At 47.5% G+C, this 26212-nt stretch carries 20 protein-coding genes; 4 read left to right on the top strand and 16 right to left on the bottom strand.

The window, feature by feature from the left end:
- Positions 1-4: 4 nt before the first annotated feature.
- From putA to H9J30_RS03575, 4 genes are all read right to left on the bottom strand, one after another.
- Positions 5-3199, bottom strand: coding sequence for a bifunctional proline dehydrogenase/L-glutamate gamma-semialdehyde dehydrogenase PutA (gene putA, locus H9J30_RS03590; RefSeq protein WP_240129702.1), 3195 nt, complete (start codon positions 3197-3199; stop codon positions 5-7).
- A 523-nt stretch (positions 3200-3722) separates the two neighbouring features.
- Positions 3723-4271 (bottom strand): TIGR04211 family SH3 domain-containing protein, encoded by a 549-nt coding sequence (locus H9J30_RS03585; protein ID WP_240130067.1) that lies wholly within the window; start codon positions 4269-4271, stop codon positions 3723-3725.
- Positions 4272-4467: 196 nt separating this feature from the next.
- Positions 4468-5757 carry an inorganic phosphate transporter gene (locus H9J30_RS03580; protein WP_240129701.1) on the bottom strand — a complete coding sequence of 430 codons (1290 nt, stop codon included), beginning with the start codon at positions 5755-5757 and terminating at the stop codon, positions 4468-4470.
- Positions 5758-5782: 25 nt separating this feature from the next.
- Complete coding sequence (locus H9J30_RS03575) at positions 5783-6463, bottom strand: TIGR00153 family protein (RefSeq protein ID WP_240129700.1); 681 nt, start codon at positions 6461-6463, stop codon at positions 5783-5785.
- A 232-nt stretch (positions 6464-6695) separates the two neighbouring features.
- On the opposite strand from H9J30_RS03575, the gene H9J30_RS03570 reads away from it, so the two are divergent.
- Positions 6696-8207 carry a CYTH domain-containing protein gene (locus tag H9J30_RS03570; protein WP_240129699.1) on the top strand — a complete coding sequence of 504 codons (1512 nt, stop codon included), beginning with the start codon at positions 6696-6698 and terminating at the stop codon, positions 8205-8207.
- Between the two features lie 37 nt (positions 8208-8244).
- Here H9J30_RS03570 and H9J30_RS03565 read toward each other — a convergent pair whose 3' ends face one another.
- The 8 genes from H9J30_RS03565 to H9J30_RS03530 form a co-directional block, all read right to left on the bottom strand.
- Complete coding sequence (locus H9J30_RS03565; RefSeq protein ID WP_240129698.1) at positions 8245-9069, bottom strand: ion transporter; 825 nt, start codon at positions 9067-9069, stop codon at positions 8245-8247.
- Positions 9070-9216: 147 nt separating this feature from the next.
- On the bottom strand, positions 9217-9546 hold the full coding sequence (locus H9J30_RS03560; RefSeq protein WP_240129697.1) for a hypothetical protein: 330 nt from the start codon (positions 9544-9546) through the stop codon (positions 9217-9219).
- Positions 9547-9653: 107 nt separating this feature from the next.
- Positions 9654-10307 (bottom strand): DUF4178 domain-containing protein, encoded by a 654-nt coding sequence (locus H9J30_RS03555; RefSeq protein WP_240129696.1) that lies wholly within the window; start codon positions 10305-10307, stop codon positions 9654-9656.
- Between the two features lie 147 nt (positions 10308-10454).
- A complete protein-coding gene (locus tag H9J30_RS03550) occupies positions 10455-11144 on the bottom strand; it encodes a PspA/IM30 family protein (RefSeq protein WP_240129695.1) in 690 nt (229 codons plus the stop codon).
- An 11-nt stretch (positions 11145-11155) separates the two neighbouring features.
- A complete protein-coding gene (locus H9J30_RS03545) occupies positions 11156-11569 on the bottom strand; it encodes a YjfI family protein (RefSeq protein WP_007645549.1) in 414 nt (137 codons plus the stop codon).
- A 78-nt stretch (positions 11570-11647) separates the two neighbouring features.
- A complete protein-coding gene (locus H9J30_RS03540) occupies positions 11648-13372 on the bottom strand; it encodes a polyamine aminopropyltransferase (protein WP_240129694.1) in 1725 nt (574 codons plus the stop codon).
- Positions 13373-13376: 4 nt separating this feature from the next.
- Entirely contained in the window at positions 13377-14276 is a 900-nt protein-coding gene (locus H9J30_RS03535; protein ID WP_218738038.1) for a DUF350 domain-containing protein, read from the bottom strand.
- A 15-nt stretch (positions 14277-14291) separates the two neighbouring features.
- Positions 14292-15281, bottom strand: a complete 990-nt coding sequence (locus tag H9J30_RS03530; protein WP_240129693.1) for a hypothetical protein — start codon at positions 15279-15281, stop codon at positions 14292-14294.
- A gap of 255 nt (positions 15282-15536) precedes the next feature.
- Between H9J30_RS03530 and glnE the strand changes: the two genes are divergently transcribed.
- Positions 15537-18401, top strand: a complete 2865-nt coding sequence (gene glnE, locus H9J30_RS03525) for a bifunctional [glutamate--ammonia ligase]-adenylyl-L-tyrosine phosphorylase/[glutamate--ammonia-ligase] adenylyltransferase (RefSeq protein WP_240129692.1) — start codon at positions 15537-15539, stop codon at positions 18399-18401.
- A gap of 60 nt (positions 18402-18461) precedes the next feature.
- The gene (locus H9J30_RS03520) at positions 18462-19436 is read left to right on the top strand and encodes a GGDEF domain-containing protein (protein WP_240129691.1); all 975 of its coding nucleotides are present in this window, start codon (positions 18462-18464) and stop codon (positions 19434-19436) included.
- Between the two features lie 44 nt (positions 19437-19480).
- Here H9J30_RS03520 and H9J30_RS03515 read toward each other — a convergent pair whose 3' ends face one another.
- Positions 19481-20440, bottom strand: a complete 960-nt coding sequence (locus tag H9J30_RS03515; RefSeq protein ID WP_240129690.1) for a sodium-dependent bicarbonate transport family permease — start codon at positions 20438-20440, stop codon at positions 19481-19483.
- Between the two features lie 136 nt (positions 20441-20576).
- On the opposite strand from H9J30_RS03515, the gene H9J30_RS03510 reads away from it, so the two are divergent.
- Positions 20577-21569 carry a LysR family transcriptional regulator gene (locus H9J30_RS03510; RefSeq protein ID WP_240129689.1) on the top strand — a complete coding sequence of 331 codons (993 nt, stop codon included), beginning with the start codon at positions 20577-20579 and terminating at the stop codon, positions 21567-21569.
- Positions 21570-21620: 51 nt separating this feature from the next.
- On the opposite strand, the gene zapE is transcribed toward H9J30_RS03510, so the two are convergent.
- The 3 genes from zapE to H9J30_RS03495 all read right to left on the bottom strand — a co-directional run bounded on the left by zapE (position 21621) and on the right by H9J30_RS03495 (position 26069).
- A complete protein-coding gene (gene zapE / locus H9J30_RS03505) occupies positions 21621-22814 on the bottom strand; it encodes a cell division protein ZapE (protein WP_240129688.1) in 1194 nt (397 codons plus the stop codon).
- A gap of 334 nt (positions 22815-23148) precedes the next feature.
- Positions 23149-24657 (bottom strand): M16 family metallopeptidase, encoded by a 1509-nt coding sequence (locus tag H9J30_RS03500; protein ID WP_427915893.1) that lies wholly within the window; start codon positions 24655-24657, stop codon positions 23149-23151.
- On the bottom strand, positions 24654-26069 hold the full coding sequence (locus H9J30_RS03495; protein WP_240129686.1) for a M16 family metallopeptidase: 1416 nt from the start codon (positions 26067-26069) through the stop codon (positions 24654-24656). Before H9J30_RS03495 ends, H9J30_RS03500 begins: the two co-directional genes overlap by 4 nt.
- Positions 26070-26212: the final 143 nt, after the last annotated feature.

The following is a 26212-nucleotide window of genomic DNA, read 5'->3' as shown; positions in this document are numbered from 1 at the left end:
AAGCTTAGGCGTCGCTATCACCCAGTGACAACAGGGTCGCGTTACCACCGATGGCGGTGATGTTGTTAGTGCGAGTTTTTTCTGTCACGAAGCGAGTTAAGTAGTGTGGACCACCGGCTTTTGGACCTGTGCCAGATAGACCTTGACCGCCGAAAGGTTGTACGCCAACCACAGCGCCGATTTGGTTGCGGTTGATGTAAACGTTACCGACATTCACTTTATCCGCCACTTCAAGGGCATGGCCTTCGTTACGGCTGTGGATACCTAAGGTTAAGCCAAAGCCTGTGCTGTTGATTTCATCGATTACATGGGCAAGTTCAGATGCCTTGTAACGGATTACGTGCAGGATTGGGCCAAAGTGTTCTTTTTCAAGCACTTTGATTGAATCAATTTCAACGGCGGTTGGTGACACAAAGTGGCCATTCTCAGTGCCAGCAGGCAATGGCATTTGCTTGATCAGCTTGCCAACTTGCTTAATGTGGTCGATATGGGCATCAAGGTTGGCTTTGGCTGTGGCATCAATCACTGGACCTACGTCAGTTTTGATTGAACTTGGGTTGCCAATCACTAGCTCATCCATTGCACCTTGCAGCACATCGATCACGCGGTCTGCAATATCTTCCTGCAGGAAGAGTACGCGCAGCGCCGAGCAGCGTTGACCCGCGCTGGTGAAGGAAGACGAAACCACATCGTTAACCACTTGTTCTGGTTGAGAAGTAGAGTCTACCACCATGGCGTTTTGGCCACCGGTTTCGGCGATTAACGGAATGATCGCGCCTTCACGGTTTGCCAGCGTGCGGTTAATCAGTTTGGCCGTGCCTGTTGAACCGGTAAAGCATACGCCGCCGATACGCTCGTCAGCCGTCAGTGCGTTACCAACGGTGGCGCCTGTACCTGGCAGATATTGCAGCACGTCCGTTGGAATACCCGCTTGATGTGCTAACTGCACTGCGCGGTAACCAATGATTGACGTCTGCTCCGCAGGTTTAGCAACTACAGTGTTACCCGCTGCTAGGGCTGCTGATACTTGGCCCAAGAAGATAGCCAATGGGAAGTTCCATGGGCTGATACACACAAATACACCGCGACCTTGGAGGAAGAGTTCGTTTAACTCTCCTGTTGGGCCTGGGAGCAGTTCAGGTTTTGACATCAGCTTCTTGGCTTGTACTGCGTAGTAACGGCAGAAGTCTACGGCTTCACGAACTTCGTCGATACCGTCTTGAATGCTCTTGCCCGCTTCACGGGTACAGAGGGCAATCAGTTCTTCGCGGTTTTCTTCTAACAGATCCGCCAGCTTTTGCAGTGCCGAGGCGCGCACTTCCACTGGCGTACGAGTCCAAGAGCCGAAAGCCGCATGGGCAGAGGCAACAGCTTGTTCGATAGCTGCTTTGTCGGCAAAGGCCACTTGACCCACAGTTTGAGTGGTATCGAATGGGCTAACCACGGTTTTGTGCTCACCAGTTAAGGTTTGACCATTAACCAGAGGGCCAGCTTGCCACTGCGTCGATTTGAATTTGTCTAAGGCCGCGAAGAATGGCTCTGCTTCAGAAATGATGTTCATATTGAGTCCCTTGGAATTTTTGCGATCGCTACCGAAGATGTCGGTAGGTAAAACGATTTTGTTGTTAGCCAGGGTTTTGTAGCCGGTCAATGTCTTTAACGGATGAACCACTAAAGACTCAATAGGCGTTTTCGGGTCGACCAGTTTGTGCACGAACGAGGTGTTGGCACCGTTTTCTAGCAGGCGACGCACTAAGTAGGGCAGCAGATCCTTATGGGCACCGATTGGAGCGTAGATACGTACCGCTTTCGCGCCCGCTTCCGACAGAATAGTGTCGTACAGCTCTTGTCCCATGCCGTGTAGACGTTGGAATTCGTGGTTACGATCGCCCGCCATATCGGAAATTGCCGCAACGGTTTGTGCGTTGTGGCTAGCAAATTGGGGATAAATCGCGCCGCGAGTGGCCTCGGATAACAGGTAACGCGCACAGGCTAAGTAAGAAACGTCGGTACCAGCTTTGCGGGTGTAGAGTGGGTAAGCGGCTTCGCCTGCCTGCTGCGCCCATTTAAGCTCGCTGTCCCAGTAAGCGCCTTTCACTAAGCGAACCGGGATTTCATCGCCTTGCTCTTTCGCCAAGCGAGTTAACCATACCAGCACCGGCAGGGCGCGCTTAGAGTAAGCTTGCACCACGATACCCAGTAATCCCCAGCCCTTAGTGGCTTCAGAATTAAACAGTTTTTGGAACAGTTTTAATGATAGTTCGAGACGGTCAACTTCTTCGGCGTCGATAGAAATACCGATATTTAACCCGCGCGCGAGTTTAATCAGGCGAATAACGGTGTCATACAGCTCGGTCAGTACACGGTCTTCGTTAGCGACTTCGTAACGTGGGTGCAATGCCGACAACTTAATTGAAATCGTTGGGCGTGGAGATTCACTTTCGTTATAGCTTTGGGCGCCTAACTCGGTAATCGCATTGGCATAATCGGTAAAGTATTTTTCGGCATCTTTACGCGTCAGCGCGGCTTCACCCAGCATATCGTAGGAGTGGGTGTAACCTAATTTACGCTTGTCTTCGCTGTTCTTGAGCGCTTCTTTCATGGTGCGGCCGAGAACGAACTGTTTACCCATGATTTTCATCGCGGCCATCATGGCTTGGCGGATCACGGGCTCGCCTAAACGATTGACTAAACGGCCTAATAGGTTACTTGGCGTACCGTCGATTTTTTTATCTAAGTTAACAATTTTACCGGTGAGCATCAGGCCCCAAGTGGAGGCGTTAACCAGCACCGAATCGCTCTTGCTCAAATGTTCATCCCACTTAGCACCTGAAAGTTTGTCTTCAATCAGGGCGTCGGCGGTGGCCGCATCGGGAATACGCAGCAGGGCTTCGGCTAAACACATCAGGATGATACCTTCCTGAGTTTCTAAGCTGTATTGCTGTAGGAAGGCATCGATGCCAACCATTAAGCCTTTTTTCTCAAATTGACGAACTTTGTTGACCAGTTCGTGGGCACGACGAGTGACGCGCTCGATGGCTTCATCACTGGAGGGGACTAGTTTGATTAGCTCTGACAAGTATTGTTCTTCATCGACAATGTAGTTGTCGGTGACAGCTTTGAACAGTTCGTCGAGATTGGCAGAATCGTAGCGGCCTGCCAGCACTTCACTCGCTTTGAACATAGTAATCGCTTCCATCTTGGCCAGTTGTTTTCGGCTCTATTGTTGAAACAAAAATGGGGGGCGCGAAACGCATTTGATATTTTGTATACAATATGAAGCTTTGCGCGCGCAGATTATACAACCAAAATGTGACCGACAACACTATAGCGCGAAAGAATGTGAAGATTGTTTGATTAGCTTGTTATACCAATCGTATTAAATATCTGTTCATTCAGCGGGAGTTAAACGGGCTTTAGACAAGGCGAAGGCTTGAAGGCATAGTGGTGCTCTGTTGAAAGCCTTAAACGCAGTATAAAGCCCGTTCAACCCCGCCCTTCGGGAGCATCATAGGCATCTCACTCCCGTGTTACATTGACTTAAAAGGGAATAACCATTTCTTCGTCAATGCGCCTTGGATTGAGATGCCTGTGAGGCTCTGAACTGATTAGATATTTAATGTGATTGGTATTAATAGCTAGATGTAACGCTTGATTGACAAAAAAGCCAGTGTTTGAATACACTGGCTTTTGCGTTTATTTAGAGGCCGTTAGCGTAAAAATTACATCCAACGCTTTTTATTGCGGCGCTGTGGTCTTGGCAGATAAACCAAGATCACCCCGACGACTAAACCTGCAGCGGCAATAATCCCACCTTCACGCCATAGGGCAAATTGTGCTTCCTGGGCGCTATGATCAACCGCTATTTTGAGGTTTTCACGCTCTTGATTGGCTTTAGCAAGCATGGTTTGTGCTTCTGCTAACTGAGCTTTAAGTTCAGCAACCTCATCGGTTTGGTTACCCGTCGAATTTAACACTTCAGCCAGTTTTGCTTTCGCTTCGTTTAGCTCATTTGTCAATGTTGATACTTGCTCACGAAAACTCGGGGTTGAACTGATTAAATTGGTCGGCACCCAACCTTCGCGACCTTTATGATCGACTATTTTTGAGTAATCGCCTTGGGTTTCACCCTGAAGCGTAATGGGTTGCCCTGCCTCAATCGAACCCAAAATACGGTAATCAGTACCTGGGCCATTAAGAAGATAAAGAAACACGTTATCCGAGATATAGCGGGATTGGCCTTCGGCCAGCAGGTTGGGGGAGAGTAGCATTATTCCCACCAGAGTCAGCATTCTTAACACTTTTGTATTCTCATCAACGAAATAGTGACCACATGCTATGGATTTGAGGCGTGCAATGCAAGAGGGAAGTCATAGACTTCCCTCAACTTTGCCGCATCCATGCTAGCGATTCCTCTGGGTTTAGCGTGTTTCTACAGCAAGATTGCCATAGCCGTTTTGTGCTTCTTTAGTTAAAGATTCCTTTAATCATAAAGAAGAAGATGATTGATAGACCGGCACCGGCAGGTAAAGTCACCACCCAAGATACAACAATATTACGCACAACACCGATATTGATTGCTGCAATACCTCGGGCCATACCCACACCTAATACCGCGCCCACTAAGGTTTGGGTTGTAGAGATAGGTAAACCTGTACTTGATGCAATCACAACGGTTGTTGCCGCTGCTAATTCAGCTGCAAAGCCGCGACTTGGAGTTAAGTGAGTGATGTTTTTACCAATGGTTTGCATCACGCGCTGACCAAAAATAGCTAGACCCATCACGATACCGATGGCACCTAAAGGCAGGATCCACCAAACTAATGGCGATTTGGAGGCGATTTCACCGCCACTGTTCACGACCGATACAACCGCAGCTAATGGGCCAATCGCGTTAGCCACATCGTTTGAACCATGGGCGAAAGCCATACAACAGGCGGTCAATACCATTAAAATTGCAAACACTTTCTCAACGTTAGCGAACATCGTTTGGCGGTTAGCCTTGTCGCTCATTTTTAAACGTGAAATTGCAATTTTACCTACGATACCAACAACGGCTGCAATAACAGCAGCAAGTAAATAGGATTCTGTAACAGAGAAATGCAGACCCACATGGGAAAGACCTTTAAGTATGGTCATCAACGCCATAATGAATCCGGCAAATGCCATGTAGAAAGGCACATAGCGTTTGGCGTTAGCAAGTGGATCATCAGTGTTGAAAATCAACTTTTGAGTACTTTGGAACAAAATAAAAGCCATAAAGCCAGAAATTGCAGGGGTGATGACCCAAGAGCCAACAATACCGCCAACCTTTTCCCAAGCAACAGCATCTGTACCCACACCAACAGCAGCAAAACCAATAATCGCGCCCACAATAGAATGTGTCGTTGATACTGGCCAGCCTAATGCTGATGCGACGACTAACCAAATACCTGCGGCTAACAGCGAGCCAATCATGCCATACACTAGCAATTCAGGTGTTTCAGTAAAATAGCTCGAGTCAACAATACCGCTTCGAATGGTATTAGTAACTTCTCCCCCTGCTAAAAACGCACCTGAGAATTCAAAGATCATCGCGATAATAATCGCTTGCTTAATCGTAATAGCGTTAGAACCTACAGAGGTTCCCATCGCATTGGCGACGTCATTAGCGCCAATACCCCACGCCATAAGAAAACCAAACGCGGCCGCAATGGCAATAAGCCATTGCCCATTAGTGGCTAAAACGTTAGCCACCTCCATACCTGCATCAACCATATTGATACCTTGATAACCTTATTTATTAAACGCGAGCCAGCATAAGCTCAAGACGCGAACCGACTCGTTCGGCAAGATCTGCAAGACCACCGACCCATTCAATCGTTTTATAGAGGAACATCACATCGACAGGATTCAATTCTGATTCCAACGCAAATAATTGACGACGCAGCTGAATTTGTAAGTCGTCAGTATCTTCTTCGATGATATCGAGTTCGTTGATCATTTTGGCCACAAAATCGACTTCACGACCACGGAAACCTGCTTCGAGCAAATCATCGAGCTCGTTAATGACTTGTTGTGCAAGACCTACAGCGTCGATACAACGTTGTAAATACGCAATAAAGGGGACTTGCAAAGCCTGAGGGATTAGCAGTTGACGGCCAATAACACGGCCAGAGATATCTTTAGCTTTGTTAGCGATTTTGTCTTGTTGTGTTAAAAGTTCCAATAGATCAGTACGTTCAACAGGCATAAATAAACCGCTAGGCAGCGTGAGGCGAATTTCACGTTTGAGTGAGTCACCTTGCTTTTCTGCTAAGCTGATTTGCTTACGAATTTGAACTGCGCCATCCCAGTTACCTGTGATGGTGGCTTCGAAAAAGGGGACCAGTAACGATGCGCAATCGTAGACTTTGTCCATGTGCTCTTGCAGGGGCTTGATTGGCGATTTTGCAAACACGCCCAAAATAGAGTTTACTGGCATTGCCGTTTACCTATTTAGATTGTTCCATTATTGGAAAAAGCGGGCGCATGTTAACCCATGCGTCCGCATATTGAAACTGTGTTTTTTTGACAAAAAACCACAGGTTTATTCTAACGGGTTCTATACCAACTTCAAAACCAAATCCTACGAGTTTTTTATGACAGATTTGTGACATTATGAATTAAAAATGACACATCAATGAATGTTTGATGACAAAATGAGCGGTGTAGTAATGAATGCTGAGATTGAATTAAAACTGTTTTTCTTACCTAAATTTCAAGAATCCCTGATAAATAAGTTAGATAGCTTAGATGGCGCCATACCGCAAGGGAAACGTCGTTTAACCAATGGTTATTTTGACACGCCCACATTGCAATTACGTCAATGGGACATGGGATTGCGGGTGCGCGGTTTCGATGGACATAAAGAACAAACCATCAAAACGGCGGGGCAAGTCGTTGGAGGTATCCATTCTCGCCCCGAATATAATGTCACCATTCAAGCCGATAGCCCTGATTTAAGCCTGTTCCCCACGAGCATTTGGCCCTTAAATGCCGATTTAACCGCCGTACAAGCCGAGCTTGGCTGCGTGTTTCATACTGATTTTTATCGCCGTGCTTGGCATGTGACAGTAGGAGACAGTGTCGTTGAAGTTGCCTTAGACATTGGCGAGATAAGTGCAAATGGCCAACATGAGGCGCTCTGTGAACTGGAATTTGAACTGTTAAGTGGTGATGCCAGTGCGCTATTAGTGCTCGCTACTCAGGTTGCGAGCACGATTCCGGTGCGTTTAGGTAAAGCCAGTAAGGCGCAGCGAGGCTATCGACTCGCTGGGCAATCTACGCCATTAACCTTAAGTGCCCTCGAGTTTTTGCCGCTTCTTGTGCCAGTAGATCTCAATCTGCATCAACCCCATCAACAGGATTTAACGGCTACCTGCCAAGTGCTGCTGGAAACCGCGCTCGAACGTTGGCAGTTGCTCGAAGCTATGATTGCCGAAGAACAAGATAATGAAGCTAAGATTGCCCTTTGGTGGCGGATGCGTGCTTGTATTCGTTTACTGCGCATGACCTTAAGTCAGTTTGGTCTTGCTAACGCTGAGCTAATTCAGCAATTTAGCCTGATTGAATCGCAACTTGAATTTATCGAAGATGCACAGGCGCTAGCCGCGTTACTCGGAGGTCAAAAAGGCTTGTTTAGTCGACTCGATTCCCATCAAGCCTTGATGCAACGATTGCAGCAACAGTTTGATGCGCTAGGTGTGGCGGCGCGTTTAACTTCGCTCTGGCAACAAGTGGAATACGGTCAATTACAGTTGGCTATCGTTGCAATCTTATTGGATATCAGCGCAGGGGAAATAGCATTACCTGTGGAACTTGGGTTGATGATACATGCCGATAATGCGCAGGAAGCATCATGGCGAGCAATACTCGCAGCTATGCCCAGCGATAAGGCAATGACTGCTGAGGATTATTTACTGTGTGCGGTTTTGCTCGATGAAAGCATTCAAGTCGGGCAGGCGTATGGGCTCTTATATGAGGCTAAATCTCGCGATGCCTTTAGGGCTCCATGGCAGGATCTGGTGCTAGGAATTCGAACCTTGGCCTGCTATCAACAATTAACACTTGCGGCCAAATCGCTTGGGATTGATTTAGCCGACTGGCTGGAGGATAAGCAGCAAAGCTTGTTATTTGCGATGGAAGCCTCAAGACAAAACGCCATTCAACAAATCACTTATTGGTAATCATCGAGCGGAATTAGGTTAGGAGTTCGGTGAGCTCCTAACCTTTTTTATCTTCGAGTGCTTGTTTTAATTCAGCTATTTTGGCCAGCATCTGTGCCTGATTGAGCTCCATTTGCCGCTGGTTTTCTTCCATTCTTGCAAGGGCAAGCTCGAGTTCTGACTTTATTTCGGCCTTATGGGCATCTTGGCGCTCTTGGCGTTCGCTTTCGTCCGGTGCGACAAACACGGAAGCCATATACCCCGAAATCACCCCGAAAAAGCTCACTCCGCTGACAATCACGATTCCACCCACAATATGACCCGCGGTGCTGACTGGGTAGAAATCGCCATAACCTACGGTTGAAATGGTGACTAATGCCCACCAAATGGCTTGCTCAGCGGTTTGGATATTGGCCCCTTCAGTGCCGCTTTCAATAATCAAAATGATGATAGAAGCGAAGGTTAAAATTGTCACCATCGCGACCAATAAGCTCGCGAGCGTGGCTTGTTTACGCTGTTTTATCAAGGGAATAAGGAAAGAGCGGCTCATGCGGATTAAACGGATAACCCGCAGAATTTGGAATACCCGTGCAATTCGCAGTGCCTCAATGGCGGGAATACTGGCGATAAAATCGATCCAATGGTGACGCAGGTAAAAGAGTTTGTCCCGCGCTCGGAATAGGCCAGCAAAAAAATTGACCATAAAAATCATGCAAATCGTGGTATCAATAAAAAACAGCAAGCGGTAGGTTTCTTTATCGAGGCGCCCAAAGGTCATTACTAGCACTATGATGACCGAGAGCAGCGATAGCAACATCATAGCGATTTCAATGGGAGAGGGGTTACCTACAGAGCGGAGTGACCAAGGGGTTTTATCTGTCATGCCTAACATGATCCCTGTGTTTTAAGGCGAATGTCTAAGGTAAAAGAGTTTACGCTATGAGTAAATTAACTTTGTGATAAATCGCTCGACTTAAAATGCTCGAACCACTGAATCCCGATTTCAATGCGGAATGACACCAATAAAAAATTAATCCTCAGCAACAAAACGCACGAGATCTTCAAGGACTCGACGCTTAATTTCAAGCTGGGCATCGGCACTTAAGCCGTATTTTTCGGCAAGTTGAACATAGTCATCGGCGTTAAGTGACACGGTTAAACGGGGGCGTGTGGGACGTTTTGAAACACTCAATCCCAAAATGGTACGGATCTGATCTGAGGGGCTTACACCCGCATCAAGCGCGGCTTTACGAATAGAATATTGAAACTTTTCATCGAGATCGAAGGCCACTTGAGTTGCCTTTGCGGCTTCTTGGTTCTTCTGCCATTGCTCTGGGAGAGGGTGTTTCGTTTTACTCATTAGGTTTTACCTGTTGCTATCAACCGCACAAATCGAGCGAATTCTATTGGGATTGTAATGGCTTAAAAGATAAAGTGCGAGTCGCGCACTTTATCTTATGTCAAACTTTATTGACCAGGCCAGTAATCGCGAATATCCGTAAGTGGGCGGTATAAGGTAAGTACTACATCCGTATCGCCGCCTTCATACACTTCAACTTCTACAGCGCGACTTTCGTCCTCATCGAGCAGTAAATAATATTCGAAGGGCTCACCGGTTGCACCATTAGCATCCTGCGGCGGTTTTAGTCCTCGATAATCTTCACGGTGGAAGTATCCAAAGAGGGCAAAACTCACTTGGTGGTATTGCTTACCTAACCATTGCTCGAGTTGTTCCGCTAACGCTGGCGATAACTCTTGTGTGGTCAGTTCGGCGTGGCCGGGTTCGTCAAACAGGGTACTAAATTGCTCTAGGTCGAATATCTGCTCAACCTGGGCGCGGGTAATTTTAAGGGAAAAAGCGAGGTAAGTTTCATCGTCTTCTTCGATGCTTAAAAACAAGGTGTCACTACCATGCCCTTTAAGTACCCATTCAGTTTGTTGATTGCGTTCAAACTCATAGGTATTGACGGCTTCAACTTTGAGTTGCTGCCCGCGCAACTGTGGCGGTAATGCAAAGCTATTATCGATGGAGATCATATCGCCCACTTTGAGCGCAGAGGGATGATTGAGTTCACGCGCTGGCGGCGTTTTTTTGCCAAAAATACTGTTAAAAAATCCCATATTCGCTCCTAAGCAGTGCGCCAATGTCCTGAACTAACCCATGAGTTAGTCTGGATTGATGTGAATGTTGGTGTACCTAAAATAAAAAAGCCGAGCACAATAGGGGGTGATGGTCCCATTGGTACTCGGCGTTTGGTCAATCATAAATTAGCTTTTACGTGCCTTGATACGCTCAAGCACAGCGTTAGCATTCGATTTTTGCTCACCGATACCCGCTTCGGCTAACTTAGCCTGCAATGATTTATCACTACCTTCTTCGGCTAAGGTTTCAGCGGCTTTCAGTCTGTCGTCAAACTGTTGCTGACGAGCCTTAATACGCTCTAATGAATCTTTCGCATTCAGCAGTTTAGAGTTGCTTGAGGCAAAAGAATCGGTAATCGTCGCTGTGGCTTTTTGCACGCTTTCGGTGGTTTTAACCATGCTTAACTGACGTTGATAATCAGACAGTTGACGCTCGGTTTTCTTCACTAAATCTTTTAGGCGCACTGCATGGGCGCTGAAGCTATCATTTGCGGTTTGTTGCTCAGCCAGTTCTTGCTCTAATTGAGCAATTTTTTCTGCAACTTCAATCGCTAAAGCTTCATTGCCTTTATCTAAAGCTTGGGCGACATAACCTTCGTGCTCTGTAATCGAACGCTTTAGGCGGTCAACTTCACGGCTGGCTTGCATTTCTTTCGCCATTACATCGGTCAGTTCGCGTTTAGCGTTGGTTAGGTGCTTCTCGGCGTCACGGATTTCCTGTTCGAAAATACGAGTTGAGTTTGCGTCTACGATGCTTTGGCCAACTTCGGTGGCACCACCGCGAAACGCTGTTAAAATTTTATTCAGAATGCCCATGTTGTGGCTCCTTATTTCAGATAGTCGACCATTTCATCGATAACTTCTAAACAGTTATCGGATAATACTGCTAGCTCTTGCTCGATTTCGAGCATGCTAGATTGCAGAGACAGCGCGCCGTAAACCACATATTTGTCATCAATCTTGGCAAAGGCTGACAGCGGCATTGGAATGTTTAATTCGAGCATAGTTTCAAACATTTCACTGCGACGTTCTTGGTTTACTTCGTTTTCACCCCACAGGTAGCTGATGCAGAGAATTTGGTTGTCCGTAACCGATACAAATACCGGGATTTCTTCACGGCCGACCACATTCACTTGCAACACTTCGACTTCACCATCAATTGGATAGCAATCGAATTGGAAGCCGGTTTGGCTATTATTGCCAAGGCTGTTGAGGTGATTAGCAAGAGTATGGATATTCATATTTGTCCTTATTGACATATTATGTCTGTGTTCAAAGATAGCACTGAGACATAATATGTCAAGCACTATCTTTATCCGTTAAAAAAGATCCAGTCCTTGGGTTTCGGACCAAGCCTGTTGATGATAATGGTACAACTGTAATGACCCCAGTTCATTGGGCTTAATATTGGTCGCATCCTGATAAAAATTGGCAGGGAATTCAAACGCGCCTTTAACTAAACCTAAGGTTAACCAGTCATCCACTATCGGTAGTGTGGTCAGCTCGCCTAGACGATGCTGAGCATCCTTTCCAGATAGAGTGGCAATACTCCAACCCCATTCGCCAAAACTAGGGACATTGTGGTGATATTGTTTTACATCAAATCCCGCCAATGCCAAGGTTCTTGCTACTGAAATAAAGGCTTTTTGCGCATGATAGGGTGACGTTGACTGTACTGTCAGAGCGCCATCACTGCTGATTAGTTCCTTCAGTTTGCGATAGAAATAATCCGAGTAGAGCTTATTTAGATCCGGATGGCTGGGATCGGGTAAATCCACAATAATCGCATCATATTTATTCCCTTTCGCAATTAGCTTATCGACCCCGTTAAAGGCATCATCGTGGATTACCGTTACACGAGGATCGTTAAACGCATTGCCATTAAGTGATAGCAGGGCTTGGCTTAAACGCGCAGGCATATCAGGATCGGGGGATTTAAACAGTTGCACCAGCGCTGCATCAAGATCGAGTAGGGTTACTTGCTCAGGTTCCCAGCGTAGTACTTGTTTTAGGCCCAGTCCATCACCGCCGCCAATGATTAATACCTTGTTATGACGAGCGCTAGCCGCAAGGGTTGGATGAACTAAAAATGCATGGTAAATGTGTTCATCGCTACTCGAAAACTGTAAACGACCATTGATATACAAGGCGTAAACTGGGGATAGGCCATTACCGCGTAGGCGCTCGGTAAAGGTGAGTTGTTGAAAGCGCGTGGCCTTAGCGTAAACCACGTTGTCTTTATAGAGCAGATTGTTGAACTGCTGTTCCCAGCTTGGCCCTTGAATGGCGAGCAAAAATAATACGCCCGTGACCACAAAATGCCCCGTGAGCAATAATCTTGCTCTTTGGATCTTGGGCCAAAAGCGCCAGATAAACACAAACCCTGCTAGCAAGTTAAAGCTGGCGGTTAGCGCGGCAGCGAGTTGAATATCGATAGCTAGCATAAAGCCGACCCAAATGGCCGCGCCAATACCTGCGCCTATATAGTCTGCGCCGTAAATTGTGCCTGCATTATGGAGTAAGTGTTCATCTGAAAGGGATTGTCTTACCCTGGCGATAAGTGGGATCTCCATCCCAATCATCAAGCCCAGTAGCACGCCCCAAAAATAAGGTAGATATTCGCTAAGCTTTTGTAGCGAGCCAATCATGCCACCTTCGGGCAGTTGATCCGGCGGCAAGCCCAAGGTGCTGGCGATGATCATCGGTAGTTGTTGGCCAAAACCTATCACGGCAGCGGTGATCAAAATCGCGAGTGAGCCACACAGCGCGACGGTGAGTTCGAGCACCACAAAGCCGGAAAACGCATCCTTAATTTTGCGCGCGGCAAAGGCACCAAGCCCCATTGATACGATCATCAGACCGATCATGGTATAGATGGCAGCCTCAAGTGCGCCTAAGATCCGGCCTGCGTAGTGGGATAACAGGTATTCGTAGATAAGACCGCACCCAGCGAGCACGGCCATTATGCCCAGTAATAGGGCATCATCGAACCAACCTAGGCGGCTAGGTTTAGCCGCCGAAGTGGTTAATTGTGACTCGTGCATGCGTTTATGCCATTAGGGCCGTGAGGATAAGTGCGATTGCAATACTGATGGCCATTTCCACGGCAGCGATACCAATATTGTGCTGTCTTTCGACTTCATCCGCTAAATTGATCCGTGCCAGTACCAGTTTTTTGATCACAAACAGCAGTAGCGTCAGCACGACCAGCATGATGATGGAGAATACTAACCAGCCAATAATGTTAGTCACATAGGCGGTTGGATTGAACAGGATAAAATGACTCGCGGCATTAAAGCTGAGTGCCATGGCGATCATAAATCCGGCGTGGCGAATAGCAACAGCGGTATGGCCTTGAGCGAGTGCCTGCTGCATTGATGAGTCTTGGTTACGACTTGCGAAACGTTTTTCACGTAAGCGGGTGAGAAGCACCAGCATGAGTTGTGAAATCGCAAAGGCACTAAAGATGGCAATAAAAGTGTCGATTGTTAAATCTTCAGCCCATAACAGCACTGCCCGAATAATGATTGCGGTGGCGATAGCAACACTGGCATCCACAATGGCGACAGACACGTTACCTTTAACAATTTGCTGATTTTTATCGAGTTCATTTAACGCGATTTTATCGTGTAGAAAACGCCCGAATTTAATCAGTATTAAACCAAATAAACCATAGGCACTCATGCCTATCGCTTCAGTTAAATAGGAGGGCGCTGCGGCACCTGTGATGGCGCCTGTGAGCACAATGCCTAACGCGGCAACAGCGCCAGCAGTGCTGATACCAAAGGCAAAGTTATCGCGTTCAGCCAGTTCTTTGCTGCTGTTGACGCTAACGCTCCATCCTTGTAAATAACGCATTAATGTCAATAGGATAACCGCAATCGTGAGGTCGATTGCGAGTATAGTGATTAGCTCTGGTGTGATACCGAAATCCTGAAATAGTGTCATGGGAGATCCTTTACGTTACTTGCCTCGGCGCACACTGCGGGTAGTGCGATTGCTGGAATTACGGAAACTGCTGTCTTTAGAATAGTTTGAGCGGAATTTACTGTCAGATTGCGCGCTCGACTTATTCGCTGAGCTCGAACTTGCAGTATTCGCTTTTGGCGCGCTAGTGCTCTCGCGGGAGAGAGCGGTTGAACCTGTGCGCGATTTTGCATAGGGGCTATCGAAGCGTTTTCCTTGCGAATCGAAACGTTTTTTAGTCTGTTCGAAGGTTTTTTCCTGCGCTTGTGCTTGTTTTGGCGAAGTGTAGCGGTAACGACCTACGTCGTTGTAATAGCTATAGCCACGATTACCGGACCAGCGGTCATAATAAATGGGGCGCTGGAAAATATTGGAAAACATCGAATACATGCCGTACCAAGCCCAGAAAGACATGCCACTAGAGTCAGTCTGCCAACTTCCATAGGCTGGGTTACCCACCAGTTGGCTACCAGGACCAAAATCTTCGGCGTTATTGGCAAGGGCCGCCGCTTCACGGCTGATGGCATTGACGCGGGCGAGTTTGCCTTCTGACATATCCGCTATCACGTTCACGGGATCGGATAGCATGTCGTTATACAGGCTAGGATCGGCAGCTTGATAGAGATTTTCTACCTCGGCTAATTGTTGATCGAGATCGGTAAAGTTGGCCGAATTTTGGGCATCACCTAAGCGGCGTTTGAGCGAAGAAAACATGGGCCCTTCGGCGGTTGCATCCTTGGCTAATTCATCCACTAATGGCGCTAAATCGGGCTTTTGCTGTTTTAGCAAGCTGCTGTATTGCTTGAGCAGATTGGCATTACGGATTTGGCCATCATCGAGCATTGTATTGAGTGTTGTGAGACGCTGCTCCGTGAGTTGTTGATACTTCTCAATTTTCTCCGGCCGATCATCGCCACAACCCGTCAGCGATAAGACCGCGGCCAAAATGAGCATCGACGTGAGAACACGCATTAGCATTCCTGCCATGTTTTCTCCAAAAGTGCTGAAATAAAACCCAAATATTGGCGGACAATAATAATCAACTTGCCCAATATGTTTGCCTCACAGGTTATAGTACCCTAAATAGTCAAGAAAGAGGGGTTGCTTTCTTGCGGGTAAGCTCAGTTTTGCCATTTGCAGACACACGCATTAAGGCATGGCAATTATGTTAAACCTGATGCGATTTCATTCTATATCATTTGCGACATAATATGTCGATATTTAAATTTGTTAGGGATTATTATGGCCGTGCAAAAAGACAGTAATAAGTCATTGTCTCCCCTCATTACTCAAGCCTCTGAGCGTCATTGGGCACGCCTTGCTGAAGTATGGTCAGAAGGACTGGCAAATTTAACTGCTGCCCAGCAGCAAGAATTGAAAACGGTTTTGGGACTAAGCGATTATATCGCAACCCAATTAACCCGCTCTCCAGAGTGGATTAACGCCTTGTTTGCCGATGATTTGCAGCAAGTTGAACGAAAACGGTTTGATGGACAGTTACGTGAGCAATTAGCCAGTGCCATTAATGAAGATATGGCAAAACGCCTACTGCGCCGATTTCGCAATTATCAAATGGTGCGTTTAGCGTGGCGAGACTTTTTAGATTACGCCAGCTTAGAGGAATCTTTGCTCGATCTTTCTGCGCTCGCTGAGGCGCTAGTGATAGGCGCAAGAGATTGGCTTTACAAGGAGATGTGTGTTCAATACGGTACGCCAATGGATAAGGCGGGTAATCCCCAACCGCTGCTAATTTTGGGCATGGGGAAACTCGGTGGCCGTGAGCTGAACTTTTCCTCCGATATCGACCTGATTTTTACTTTCCCAGAACATGGTGAAACCGTTGGCGGTCGTCGTAGCCTTGATAATCAACAGTTTTTCATCCGCATGGGGCAGAGGCTCGTCAATCTACTCGACCAAATTACCGTTGATGGTTTTGTATTCCGTGTTGATATGCGCCTGCGTCCTTATGGTGAGAGCGGTCCTTTAGTGGTGAGTTTTAGTGGTCTTGAGGACTATTACCAAGAGCAGGGGCGTGATTGGGAGCGTTATGCCATGGTGAAAGCCCGTTCACTCGGGCCTTGGAACCATTTTTCCGACGAGTTACACAGTCTGCTGCGTCCCTTTGTTTATCGCCGCTATATCGACTTTTCGGCCATTGAATCCCTGCGCAAAATGAAGCAGCTCATCGCTCAAGAAGTTCGCCGCCGTCAGTTGACCGATAATATTAAACTTGGCGCGGGCGGCATCCGCGAAGTGGAATTCGTGGTGCAAAGCTTCCAGTTGATCCGTGGTGGTCGTGAGCCCGCGCTGCGCCAGCAAAGCCTGTTTGGTGCCATGGATACCCTTTATAGCCTTGGGCAGTTTGAATATCTCGCAGTCGATGAGCTTAAGCACAGTTATTTATTGCTACGTCGCGTCGAGAACCTCTTGCAAGCGATTGATGATAAACAGACGCAAACCTTGCCGAATAATGCGCTCGATTGGGCTAGGCTCTGCTACGTGCTCGATATGACCAATGAAATTGACCTTCGTACCCATATTGAGGCGGCGATGGCGAAAATTCATCGTCACTTTAAGGCAACGGTCGGTGGCGAAGAGGGGGAGGAGAAAGCCGAGCATTGGACAGCGCAGCTGTGGAACGTGCAGCAAGATGATCACGCAATTAACTTGTTAGCTGAGCAACAGGTTGATGACGATAAACTCTGGCCTTTACTGAGTCGTTGGCGTGAAACCGTGACTAAACGCTCGATTGGCCCACGTGGACGTGAAACCCTCGATAAATTAATGCCAAGGTTACTCGACGAGCTGCTCAATCAACCAAGCCCGTCGGCGGCTTTTGAGCCCGTATCTAAAGTGCTAGAGCAAATTTTAACACGCACTACTTATCTTGAGTTGCTATGCGAAAATCCCGGCGCCCGCCAGCAACTGGTGAGCCTGTGCTGTGCCAGCCCTTGGATTGCGGCGCAGCTCGCTAAGTTTCCTATGTTGCTCGATGAGCTTATCGATCCGGCGCATCTGTACGATACAACTTCGCTTGATGATTATCCCAGTGAGCTGCGCCAGTATCTGCTGCGGGTGCCTGAGGATGATATGGAACAGCAAATGGAGGCGCTGCGCCAGTTTAAGCTGTCGCAACAACTGAAAATCGCCGCCGCCGATGTCACCGGAGTATTACCTGTGATGCAGGTGAGTGACCATTTGACCTTTTTAGCCGAAGCCATTATCGAACAAGTGGTGATGCAGGCATGGCAGCAAGTGGCAGTACGCCATGGTGTGCCAAGCTATCTTGACGATAACAGCGACACCGGTTTTGCGGTGATTGGTTATGGCAAGTTAGGTGGGATTGAGCTGGGTTATGGTTCGGATCTGGATTTGGTCTTTCTGTATGAAGCGCCAGAAAATATGGCCAATAGCTTGACCAATGGTGAGAGACCCATCGAAGTGGGCCATTTTTACCTCAAACTTGCCCAACGTATTTTGCATTTATTCTCGACGCGAACCACTTCGGGTGAGCTTTATGAAGTGGATATGCGCCTGCGTCCGTCTGGCTCATCGGGTTTAATGGTGAGTGAGATTGCGCGCTTTGGCGAGTATCAAACGCAGGAGGCTTGGACCTGGGAGCATCAAGCCTTAGTTAGGTCACGTTTTGTTTTTGGTGATAATAGTTTGGCTGTCAAATTCAGCCAGATCCGCGCTTGTGTTTTAGAGCAATCACGGGATAAAGACGAGCTTAAAAAAGCGGTACGTGAGATGCGTCAGAAGATGCGTGACCATTTACTTAAAGTCAGTGAAGGCGAGTTTGACTTAAAACAAAGCCCCGGTGGGATCACGGATATTGAGTTTATCGCCCAATACCTGGTGCTCGCTAATGCCCATGAATACCCTGAGTTATCAATTTGGTCTGATAATGTGCGTATTTTTGGTGTGCTGGCCGAGCTTGAGCTCCTGCCTTTGATGAGCGCGCAACATCTTACCCAAAGCTATTGCTGGTTAAGGGATGAAAATCATCGCCTCACTTTGCAGCAAAAATCCGGTAAGTTGCCCTACGCCGATGTTGCTGCCCATGCGGAGCGGATACTCGCCATTTATCAGGCCATACTTGAGTAAGTAAAACATGACTCAAGTTGTTGGTCTACGCTTGATAGTAAGCCATTTGCGGAGCGATCTATGCAATTACCTCCCATCCCTGATAATGAGTTGCAACGTTTATCCACCTTAAAGGCATTGAATATACTTGATACCGATGCCGAAGAAAGGTTTGACCGTATAACGCGGCTAACTCGGCGTATTTTTGCGCTACCTATATGTGTGGTGACGTTGGTGGATGCCAGTCGGCAATGGTTTAAATCCTGTCAAGGATTGGAGGTGACTGAGACATCAAGGGATATTTCCTTTTGTGGCCATGCTATTAATCATGATGGAATTTTTATTGTTAACGATGCCCAAATGGATCCTCGTTTTCACGATAACCCTTTAGTCACTCAGTCTCCCCATATTCGTTTTTATGCAGGTTATCCTTTGACGATTCGTGGTGAATATCGGGTCGGAACTTTGTGCTTAATCGGCAATGAGCCTCGGGAATTTAGCACCGATGATATCGAAACTCTCACTGATCTTGGGCAGATGGTTGAGGCTGAGTTGTTGGCTATTTCGCTAAATACCTTAGATCCCTTAACGATGATTTCTAATCGACGTGGATTTGAACAGCTTGCTTTTCAATCCCTTGCTAGTTGTCGACGAATAAATTCTCAGGCTGCGTTAGTGTTTTTTGACCTCGATTTTTTTAAGGAACTCAATGATTCTTTTGGTCACCGTAAAGGCGATCAAGTGCTCTATGATTTTGCCCATCTGTTGATGGCGGCATTTCGGGAATCCGATGTGATTGCAAGGCTGGGGGGCGATGAATTTGTGGTACTGCTCAGTTTTGTGAAGATAGATGCAGTGCATGTTGCGATTGAGCGTTTTCAATCATTACTAGAGCAATATAATCAACAGCATCCACAGCAACCTACCTTAGTGAGCAGTATAGGTGTAGCCCATTGGTCGCCTGAATTGGATATCAATCTTGAGGATTTGCTCGATGCCGCCGACAGGGCAATGTATCAAGATAAAGCCGAGCATCACTCAAATAAACCTGAATGATGGGATATACAAAGGGATACCTCGGTCTCCCTCGTGCAATAGCATTATCCCGTTATTTGCATAATCCAGTGTTGGTACAAGGGTAAACCGATTAACACGTTCACCGGAAAGGTAATCCCAAGGGATGCCAGCATGGCGAGGCCGATATTCGCTTCGGGAATGGCGGCGCGTATGGCTGCAGGTGCAGCAATATAAGAGGCGCTGGCACTCAAGCCTGCAAGCACCAAGATACTTCCTGGTGGTAACTCGAGCCATAACCCGACACCAATACCGCACCATGCCAAGGCAAAAGGTGTGACGGCGGCAAACACTAATAAGCGCCATTGCTGCAGTGGTAGAGGTAAGCAGACTTTTGCTGTGACTAATCCCATCTCCAGTAAAAACAGAGCCAGTAGGGTTTTAAACCCTCCTAGTAGTACAGGGCTAATGGCCGCAAGTCCTGTCGGACCATAAAGCCAACCAATGACCACTCCACCGACAAGGAGCACTACGCCGCGGCTAGTTAAAGCCTCATGCACTATGCTCGATTGCTGAGTATTGGGCGTTGTAGCTTGTAGCGGCTGTTTAGCGCTTAAATACCGGTGTAACCAGAGCATAACCACAATCGCTGGTAGCTCGAGTAGCACCAAATATAAAGTGGTTTCGGGTCTTAATGTCATCCCTGATTTTTCCACCATGGCAATAACAACGGCAAAAGTCCCCGCGCTGACCGATCCATAATGGGCGGCGATACTAATGGCATCGGTGCGCCCAAGTCTAACTAAGCGGGTGAGCACAGGGTAAAGTGCCAATGGGATCAGCAAACCCAATCCGACAACAGCAACGAGTTCAGTGATCACTAAGTGTTGAGTGTGACCGTGCAGCGCCATGCCGCCCTTTAATCCTAAGGTAAGCATTAACAATATCGATAGGGTTTCATAAATTGCGGGTGGCACTTTAAGGTCGGATTTGACTAAGCCTGCGAGCAAACCTAAGGCGAAAAATGCAATGACAATATCTGGCATAAGTCTCTCATTAATAGCGTTATTAATACTGTTTTGGTCCCCGTTTATTTAAGGACCATTGATGACTGGAGATTCTGGACTCAATTCGCTATATTGAAAAATAAATTGTTTACTGGTTAGGTATAGATATTTATCTATGGATAAGCGATCGCAAAGCCCGTTTAAGCTACGGCATCTCAGTTTTCGGCTACTTGAGGTGTATGTGCAAGTGGTTCGGCTGGGCAATATTTCGGCGGCAGCTCGCACCCTGCACCTTACTCAGCCTACCGTGTCGCTGCAACTTAAAAAGTTAGCGGATATTTTGGGCGAACCCTTGTTACACAGTACTGATGGCCGTATGTCGCCAACCTTAGTTGGACAAGAGCTATACCGAGCCGCCTGCGATACCCTAAGTCGCTTTGAAGATGTCGATGCCTATATCCAGCAGGCCAGAGGCGGCAGCGTTGGTCATATCAATATTGGTGTCGTGACCACGGCAAAATATGTGGTACCACGGATTTTAGGGGCGTTTTATCGGCAATTTCCGCAGGTAAAAGTGACCTTAAATATCGGCAACCGCGCGCATATTTTGGGGCGATTCGAGCGTCAAGAAGATGATTTATATCTCTTTAGTCACCCACCCAGTGGTGAGCAAGTGTTATCGGCAAGGATCATCAAAAATCCGCTGCAGCTTATTGCGCCTAAGGATCATTGGGCGGTTGGCCGTCAGCAGATACGCTTTAGCGAGTTGAAGCAAGAGCGATTTATTATGCGCGAACCCGGTTCTGCAACCCGCTTAATGTTTGAATCTTGGTGTAGCGCCCAAGGGATTGCCTTGAGTGACACGATGCAAATTGAGAGTAACGAAGCGATACGCTTGAGCGTGGCGTCAGGCTTAGGCTTGTCAGTGATTTCAGCCCATACGCTACAGGAAGGGCGCGAGAAACCGGCGGTATTGTCCGTAAGCGGATTTCCATTGGAGAGTAACTGGTATCTGGTGGGCCGCCGGGACCGACGTTTGCCTTACGCCGCCATGCAGCTAGTGGAATTTATGGCGACTCACCTTGCCGAGTGTCTTGAGCCAGAATGGGTTGCCGCAGATATTCAGCAGTTAAGTACCATTTTTGCACCTGCGAGTTTGTCTCGGTAAAGGGTTGCGGCAGTGGTTAACCGCTGCCGCTTCTTCGGGCGTGTTGACGGCTCAGAGTTGTTTTGTGCTGTGGCTCATTTCTATTAGCCGACTATAGGTGCGGCGAAATTCAAAACTAAGGGCGCCACCTTGATAGAGCTCTGTGAGTGGAACGTCGCAGCTTAAATATAAGCTGACGTCTTGATCATATAACTCATCAATAAGGCTGATAAAACGCCGAGCAGGATCATCGTTGGCGGCATAGGAGAGTTGCCGCTCACCAGTGGTTGCAGCTTGGTTGTCGCCAGTACCATCTTCCGTGCCACGGGCGCGGATCCAGCCTTTTACTTCGCCCCCGAGTCTTGGCACATTGCTTAGCATTAACACCTTAAATCGGCTCGCTATTTCAATGTAATCTAGCTGTGAGCGCGGACCATCACACAGGGCATTAAAATCAAACCAAGCGACTGAGGGGAGTTGATTTTCGGTTGTCGCGCGTATAACCGAGATCTCACGCTGGCAGACTCGCAGTTTGCCGTCTTTAATGCTAGGCGAATTTTGAGTGAGTGCAGCGAAAATCCCATTGAAATCCAGTGTTCCAGTCAACCCAATACTATGTGCCGTCGCCGCGAGCGCCTGTGCCGATGGTTTTGCACTCAATGCATGCAGTCTATGATCCTGCTTCCCATTAAGATGCAGCATTTGGGTATGGGTTTGAAGCAGAGCGATGCAGGGTAAAAATCTGTGCCTTGCAAGGCCATTTTCATATAAGCGTTCGATGGGAATATTAGAGGTCGCGACCAGTACCACACCTTGGGCAAACAAGGTTTCAAACAAACCGGCGAGGATCATCGCATCGCCAATATCTGAGACAAAAAACTCATCGAAACAGAGTACCTTACACTCCTGTGCTAAATTTTTTGCAATCAATTTTAGGGGATCGCGCTGCCCCACATGTTCCTTTAATGCTTGATGCACCCACGCCATAAAGCGGTGAAAGTGCAATCTAAGTTTTCCTTGCTGTGGCAGGGCATCAAAGAACAAATCCATCAGAAAGGTTTTACCGCGACCGACATCGCCCCACAGATACAAACCTTTAGGGGGCGTGGAGCCTGAATGGGTGCAGAGCTGCTGATGCAGTGTATCCAAGGCGAGCACCGCCTGTCGCTGAGCGGGGTCCTCAATCAGTTCGACGCCAATTTTGGCCTGATAAATAGCCTGTAATGATAGGTTGTGAGTCGCGGGTAACAAAGGATCAAAGGCCATGGGATTTGTTATAAATTAAGTTAGTTTTAGGGACGTTTGGGATGCCGTATTAGTTTTATCATTGCTTAAATCGTTATTGAGAACAAGAAGCTGTCGGTGTGTTGGTACACATGCCGTTGATTACAGAGCCTCATTACGCTTGGTGAAACCACCTGAGTCTTAGCAAATATTTAGATTATGCCGTCATCGCCAGTAATGGATTAGGCTCTAGCACTCATGCTTGTATCGAGTCAGGCGCGGCTATGTAAGATTGAGCACAAATGGCACAAAGCCATGCCCCTATGCTTAAACTCAGCACGGCGAGAGATGTTCCTACGGGCAAACTATAATCATATTATTCATTTACCTTCACCACCTCGAGTTTCCAGTCAGGCAGCTTAGCGGCGAGATCCGCCGATATCTTAGCGACATCTCCCCGTAAAATGATTAGAGGTTCACCATAAAACGCTTGTTGTGTTAGTTGCATTAGCTGACTGGGCGCTAGCACCTGCAGTTTAAGGTTTATGGCTTTTATCGATTGCAAATCTAATCCAAGCACCTGCTGATGAATAAATTGGGTTTCGCTCAGGCTAGGATTATCTTGCGTTAATAAGGCATCGCCAATCAGATAGGTTTTTAGGGCGACTAATTCCCCTTCGCTCGCAGGCGTTGAAGCCAGCAGTTTCAGATGATCCAAGATCCCCACCACAAAGGCGCCCGTATGTTCTATGGCTGTACTGCCATAAAATTTGATGCTGCTGGACAGCGGTGCATTGGCGCACTGACCATAGATCCCGTAGGTTAAACCGCGTTTTTCCCGCAAATCGTAATAGAGTCGCCCCGAAAAACTGCGCCCAAGGAGAGCAGCTAAACTGCGGCAACTGAGAGTGATATCCTCTGGTGTCAATTGATTTGAGTCGAGGGCATAACCTATTCGCACCTGTGTTTGTACACTGCCTGGTGCGTCAATCAGATAAAGTGTGCGAGATTGTGGTGGTTTCTGAGTGTTGATGATGTGTGATGGTGAGTCTGTATGTATGCGAGTGGGCCAATGGCTGAGGCTCTGCTTAATATCAAACTCGGTTTGCGCATGATTAGGTAAATATAACTGCCAGTTTGCTTGAGCAAAGGTGCGCTGCTGTAACTGCGACAGTTCGTTTAGGCTTAGGGAGTCGAACAAGGCATCATTGTTGATGCTCTTGTTGTAGGGATGTGTTGTACCAAGGAGTTTGTCGCGCCAGACTTTATCGATTTCGGCGCCACTAAAGGCATTTAAGTGCTTATTAAGCTTCAATTGGCGGCGGATATTATCGATATCGATTGTCACAGATTCACTAAATGCATCGTGCTGCCAAAACTGTATCAGTAACTGGTAGAGATGATTCGCTGATGCGGGGCACGTTAAGCTGATATTAATGCTATGCAGCGTGACGCGAGTTTCAAATGTTTCAAGGCAAGCATCGGCTTGTGCCAGTGCTAGGCCGCGGGCTTTCTCCTGAAAGGCAACTTGTAAAATATCTGGATTATCAAAGGGTATCGTGGGGCTAATTGCCACTAGGCTCACTCTATTACTGAGGTTTTTAGTCGTGCTAGTCGTACGCTGCAACTGGTAAGGGATCGCTATTCCATCAGGGGTGACATCAATAAAAGGTTGCTCATTGGGAAGATAAATATTCTCGACTTGAGGTAGATTGGGTTGGGTATCAAAGTCTGCCAAAGTGGGCGCTTGCGTAGGGGTAAAGCTAAGCGGTGTTTGCTGACAGGCGCCAAGTATGACTGCTATAAGACTAATACTCATGGTTTGCAGTGCCTGAGAGAATCTTAGTGATAGAGCTAAGTTTATGTATTTGAATATTTCCATCATAGCGCTGCATCTTCTAAATCGTCGCTAACACCTGCCGGTAACCATTCGAGTAAGGTTTTTCCTAAGCGGATATACCAAGGTGGCAACAGATCAACCCTAACCATATTGGGGGTAAAGTAGTGCTTAGCCACCCGTTGAAAATCGTCGGCCGTGACAGCATTAATCCTTTCCCATTGTGCGGTTAACGGATGGGCTTGATCTTGTTTACTGGTGGCGGAAAGCAAGGTGGCAAGGGACTGAGTGCTGTCGAGCTCTGCCAAGCGCTGGTTTAGCCAAGTTTGCTTGAGTTGACAAAGTGCGGCATCACTCATGCGAGTCTGTTGCGCCTGCTTAATTAATGCTAAGACCATGTCGGTTAGCGCATTAAGGGAGGTTTTTGCCCTTGGCACTAACACTAGATTCGTTATCCCATGATTCTCAAGCTCAAAGGGCAAAGAGTAACTCAGCATTTGCGCAGGATCATGCTGGCTGATTGTCGCTAAGGCGCTTTGAGTATTTTGGAATAGGTCTGCTTCGAGCAATCTAATCGCGCTGGCATCGGGATGATTTTTACCTACCGTATGCCACGCAAGCAGTAAACCGGGCCAAGGGCCACGTTCATCGATAAGCTGCGCCATTACGTGCTGGGGCGGTATCTTTAGTTGGTTAAATTCGATTATTGGCTGATTGGGGGCGGTCCATTTGGCAAAGTGCTGCTCAATCAGTGTTTTTACCTCAGGGGAAAGCTTGCCGACGAGGGATAACTGCATGGCATCGGGACGATAATGGGCGCGGTGGAAGGCGGTTAGACTTTCAGGGCTTGCCTGAGTGATATCCTCACGCGTGCCGATAATGCCATGGCCGTAGGGGGTATCTTTGACCTGTGCAAGCAGAAACTCCATTGTACTGCGCACATAGGGTTGGTTATCTATGGTTTGCGCCATCTCTTGGAGCACGGTTTCTTGCTGATTTTTCACTGTGGTTTCGGTCAATTGGGGACGAATAAAACGGTCCGCCTCAAGAAAAAGCCCTAAACTGAGGGCTTGGCTCGGCAGAGTGACAAAATAATTAGTGTAATCAAAGTGGGTGCTGGCATTAAAGCGGGCCCCTAAAGCGCTTAGCTGCTGTGCATAGGTGTCGCCGGGTGCCTGTTCACTGCCCTTAAATAACATATGTTCGAACAAATGCGCGTACCCCGTTTGCCCCTTAGCTTCGTTGCGCGCCCCCACATTAAATTGGCTGGCAATGGTGAGGGTATGTTTATCCTCAAGGGGCAATAAGTGTACGGTAAGGCCATTGGCCAGAGAGTATGTCTCGATGCGTGATTCTAATTGATAAAGCGCCGCTGTTCCTTCGATTTGACATTGTGCCTTGAGTGCTGGGCTGAGTAGTGTCATCAGCAGGGTAAGGCCAAGGCGGGTGTATGTTCTCATTTTTAGCTTTCCTCTCCATGATTTGGCGTCCATTTCCATTACCAACCGTGGCTCAATGTCGAAGTTGTGCTGCCATTGTACTGATACGTCAGACACTCGTCGGATTTCATCTAAATCACTTGAATAGCATTCAGTTTTTAAAA

The sequence above is a fragment of the Shewanella cutis genome, from assembly GCF_022410515.1.
In the GTDB taxonomy this organism is placed as follows: Bacteria; Pseudomonadota; Gammaproteobacteria; order Enterobacterales; family Shewanellaceae; genus Shewanella; species Shewanella cutis.
Note: the sequence above shows the minus strand (reverse complement) of the source record. Positions and strands in the feature narration are given on the sequence as shown.

Bases quoted from the DNA above. Each gene is read 5' to 3' on its own strand.
- putA (WP_240129702.1), bottom strand. From the start codon at position 3,199: ATGGAAGCGATTACTATGTTCAAAGCGAGTGAAGTGCTGGCAGGCCGC.
- H9J30_RS03585 (WP_240130067.1), bottom strand. From the start codon at position 4,271: ATGCTACTCTCCCCCAACCTGCTGGCCGAAGGCCAATCCCGCTATATC.
- H9J30_RS03580 (WP_240129701.1), bottom strand. From the start codon at position 5,757: ATGGTTGATGCAGGTATGGAGGTGGCTAACGTTTTAGCCACTAATGGG.
- H9J30_RS03575 (WP_240129700.1), bottom strand. From the start codon at position 6,463: ATGCCAGTAAACTCTATTTTGGGCGTGTTTGCAAAATCGCCAATCAAG.
- H9J30_RS03570 (WP_240129699.1), top strand. From the start codon at position 6,696: ATGAATGCTGAGATTGAATTAAAACTGTTTTTCTTACCTAAATTTCAA.
- H9J30_RS03565 (WP_240129698.1), bottom strand. From the start codon at position 9,069: ATGACAGATAAAACCCCTTGGTCACTCCGCTCTGTAGGTAACCCCTCT.
- H9J30_RS03560 (WP_240129697.1), bottom strand. From the start codon at position 9,546: ATGAGTAAAACGAAACACCCTCTCCCAGAGCAATGGCAGAAGAACCAA.
- H9J30_RS03555 (WP_240129696.1), bottom strand. From the start codon at position 10,307: ATGGGATTTTTTAACAGTATTTTTGGCAAAAAAACGCCGCCAGCGCGT.
- H9J30_RS03550 (WP_240129695.1), bottom strand. From the start codon at position 11,144: ATGGGCATTCTGAATAAAATTTTAACAGCGTTTCGCGGTGGTGCCACC.
- H9J30_RS03545 (WP_007645549.1), bottom strand. From the start codon at position 11,569: ATGAATATCCATACTCTTGCTAATCACCTCAACAGCCTTGGCAATAAT.
- H9J30_RS03540 (WP_240129694.1), bottom strand. From the start codon at position 13,372: ATGCACGAGTCACAATTAACCACTTCGGCGGCTAAACCTAGCCGCCTA.
- H9J30_RS03535 (WP_218738038.1), bottom strand. From the start codon at position 14,276: ATGACACTATTTCAGGATTTCGGTATCACACCAGAGCTAATCACTATA.
- H9J30_RS03530 (WP_240129693.1), bottom strand. From the start codon at position 15,281: ATGGCAGGAATGCTAATGCGTGTTCTCACGTCGATGCTCATTTTGGCC.
- glnE (WP_240129692.1), top strand. From the start codon at position 15,537: ATGGCCGTGCAAAAAGACAGTAATAAGTCATTGTCTCCCCTCATTACT.
- H9J30_RS03520 (WP_240129691.1), top strand. From the start codon at position 18,462: ATGCAATTACCTCCCATCCCTGATAATGAGTTGCAACGTTTATCCACC.
- H9J30_RS03515 (WP_240129690.1), bottom strand. From the start codon at position 20,440: ATGCCAGATATTGTCATTGCATTTTTCGCCTTAGGTTTGCTCGCAGGC.
- H9J30_RS03510 (WP_240129689.1), top strand. From the start codon at position 20,577: ATGGATAAGCGATCGCAAAGCCCGTTTAAGCTACGGCATCTCAGTTTT.
- zapE (WP_240129688.1), bottom strand. From the start codon at position 22,814: ATGGCCTTTGATCCTTTGTTACCCGCGACTCACAACCTATCATTACAG.
- H9J30_RS03500 (WP_427915893.1), bottom strand. From the start codon at position 24,657: ATGATGGAAATATTCAAATACATAAACTTAGCTCTATCACTAAGATTC.
- H9J30_RS03495 (WP_240129686.1), bottom strand. From the start codon at position 26,069: ATGAGAACATACACCCGCCTTGGCCTTACCCTGCTGATGACACTACTC.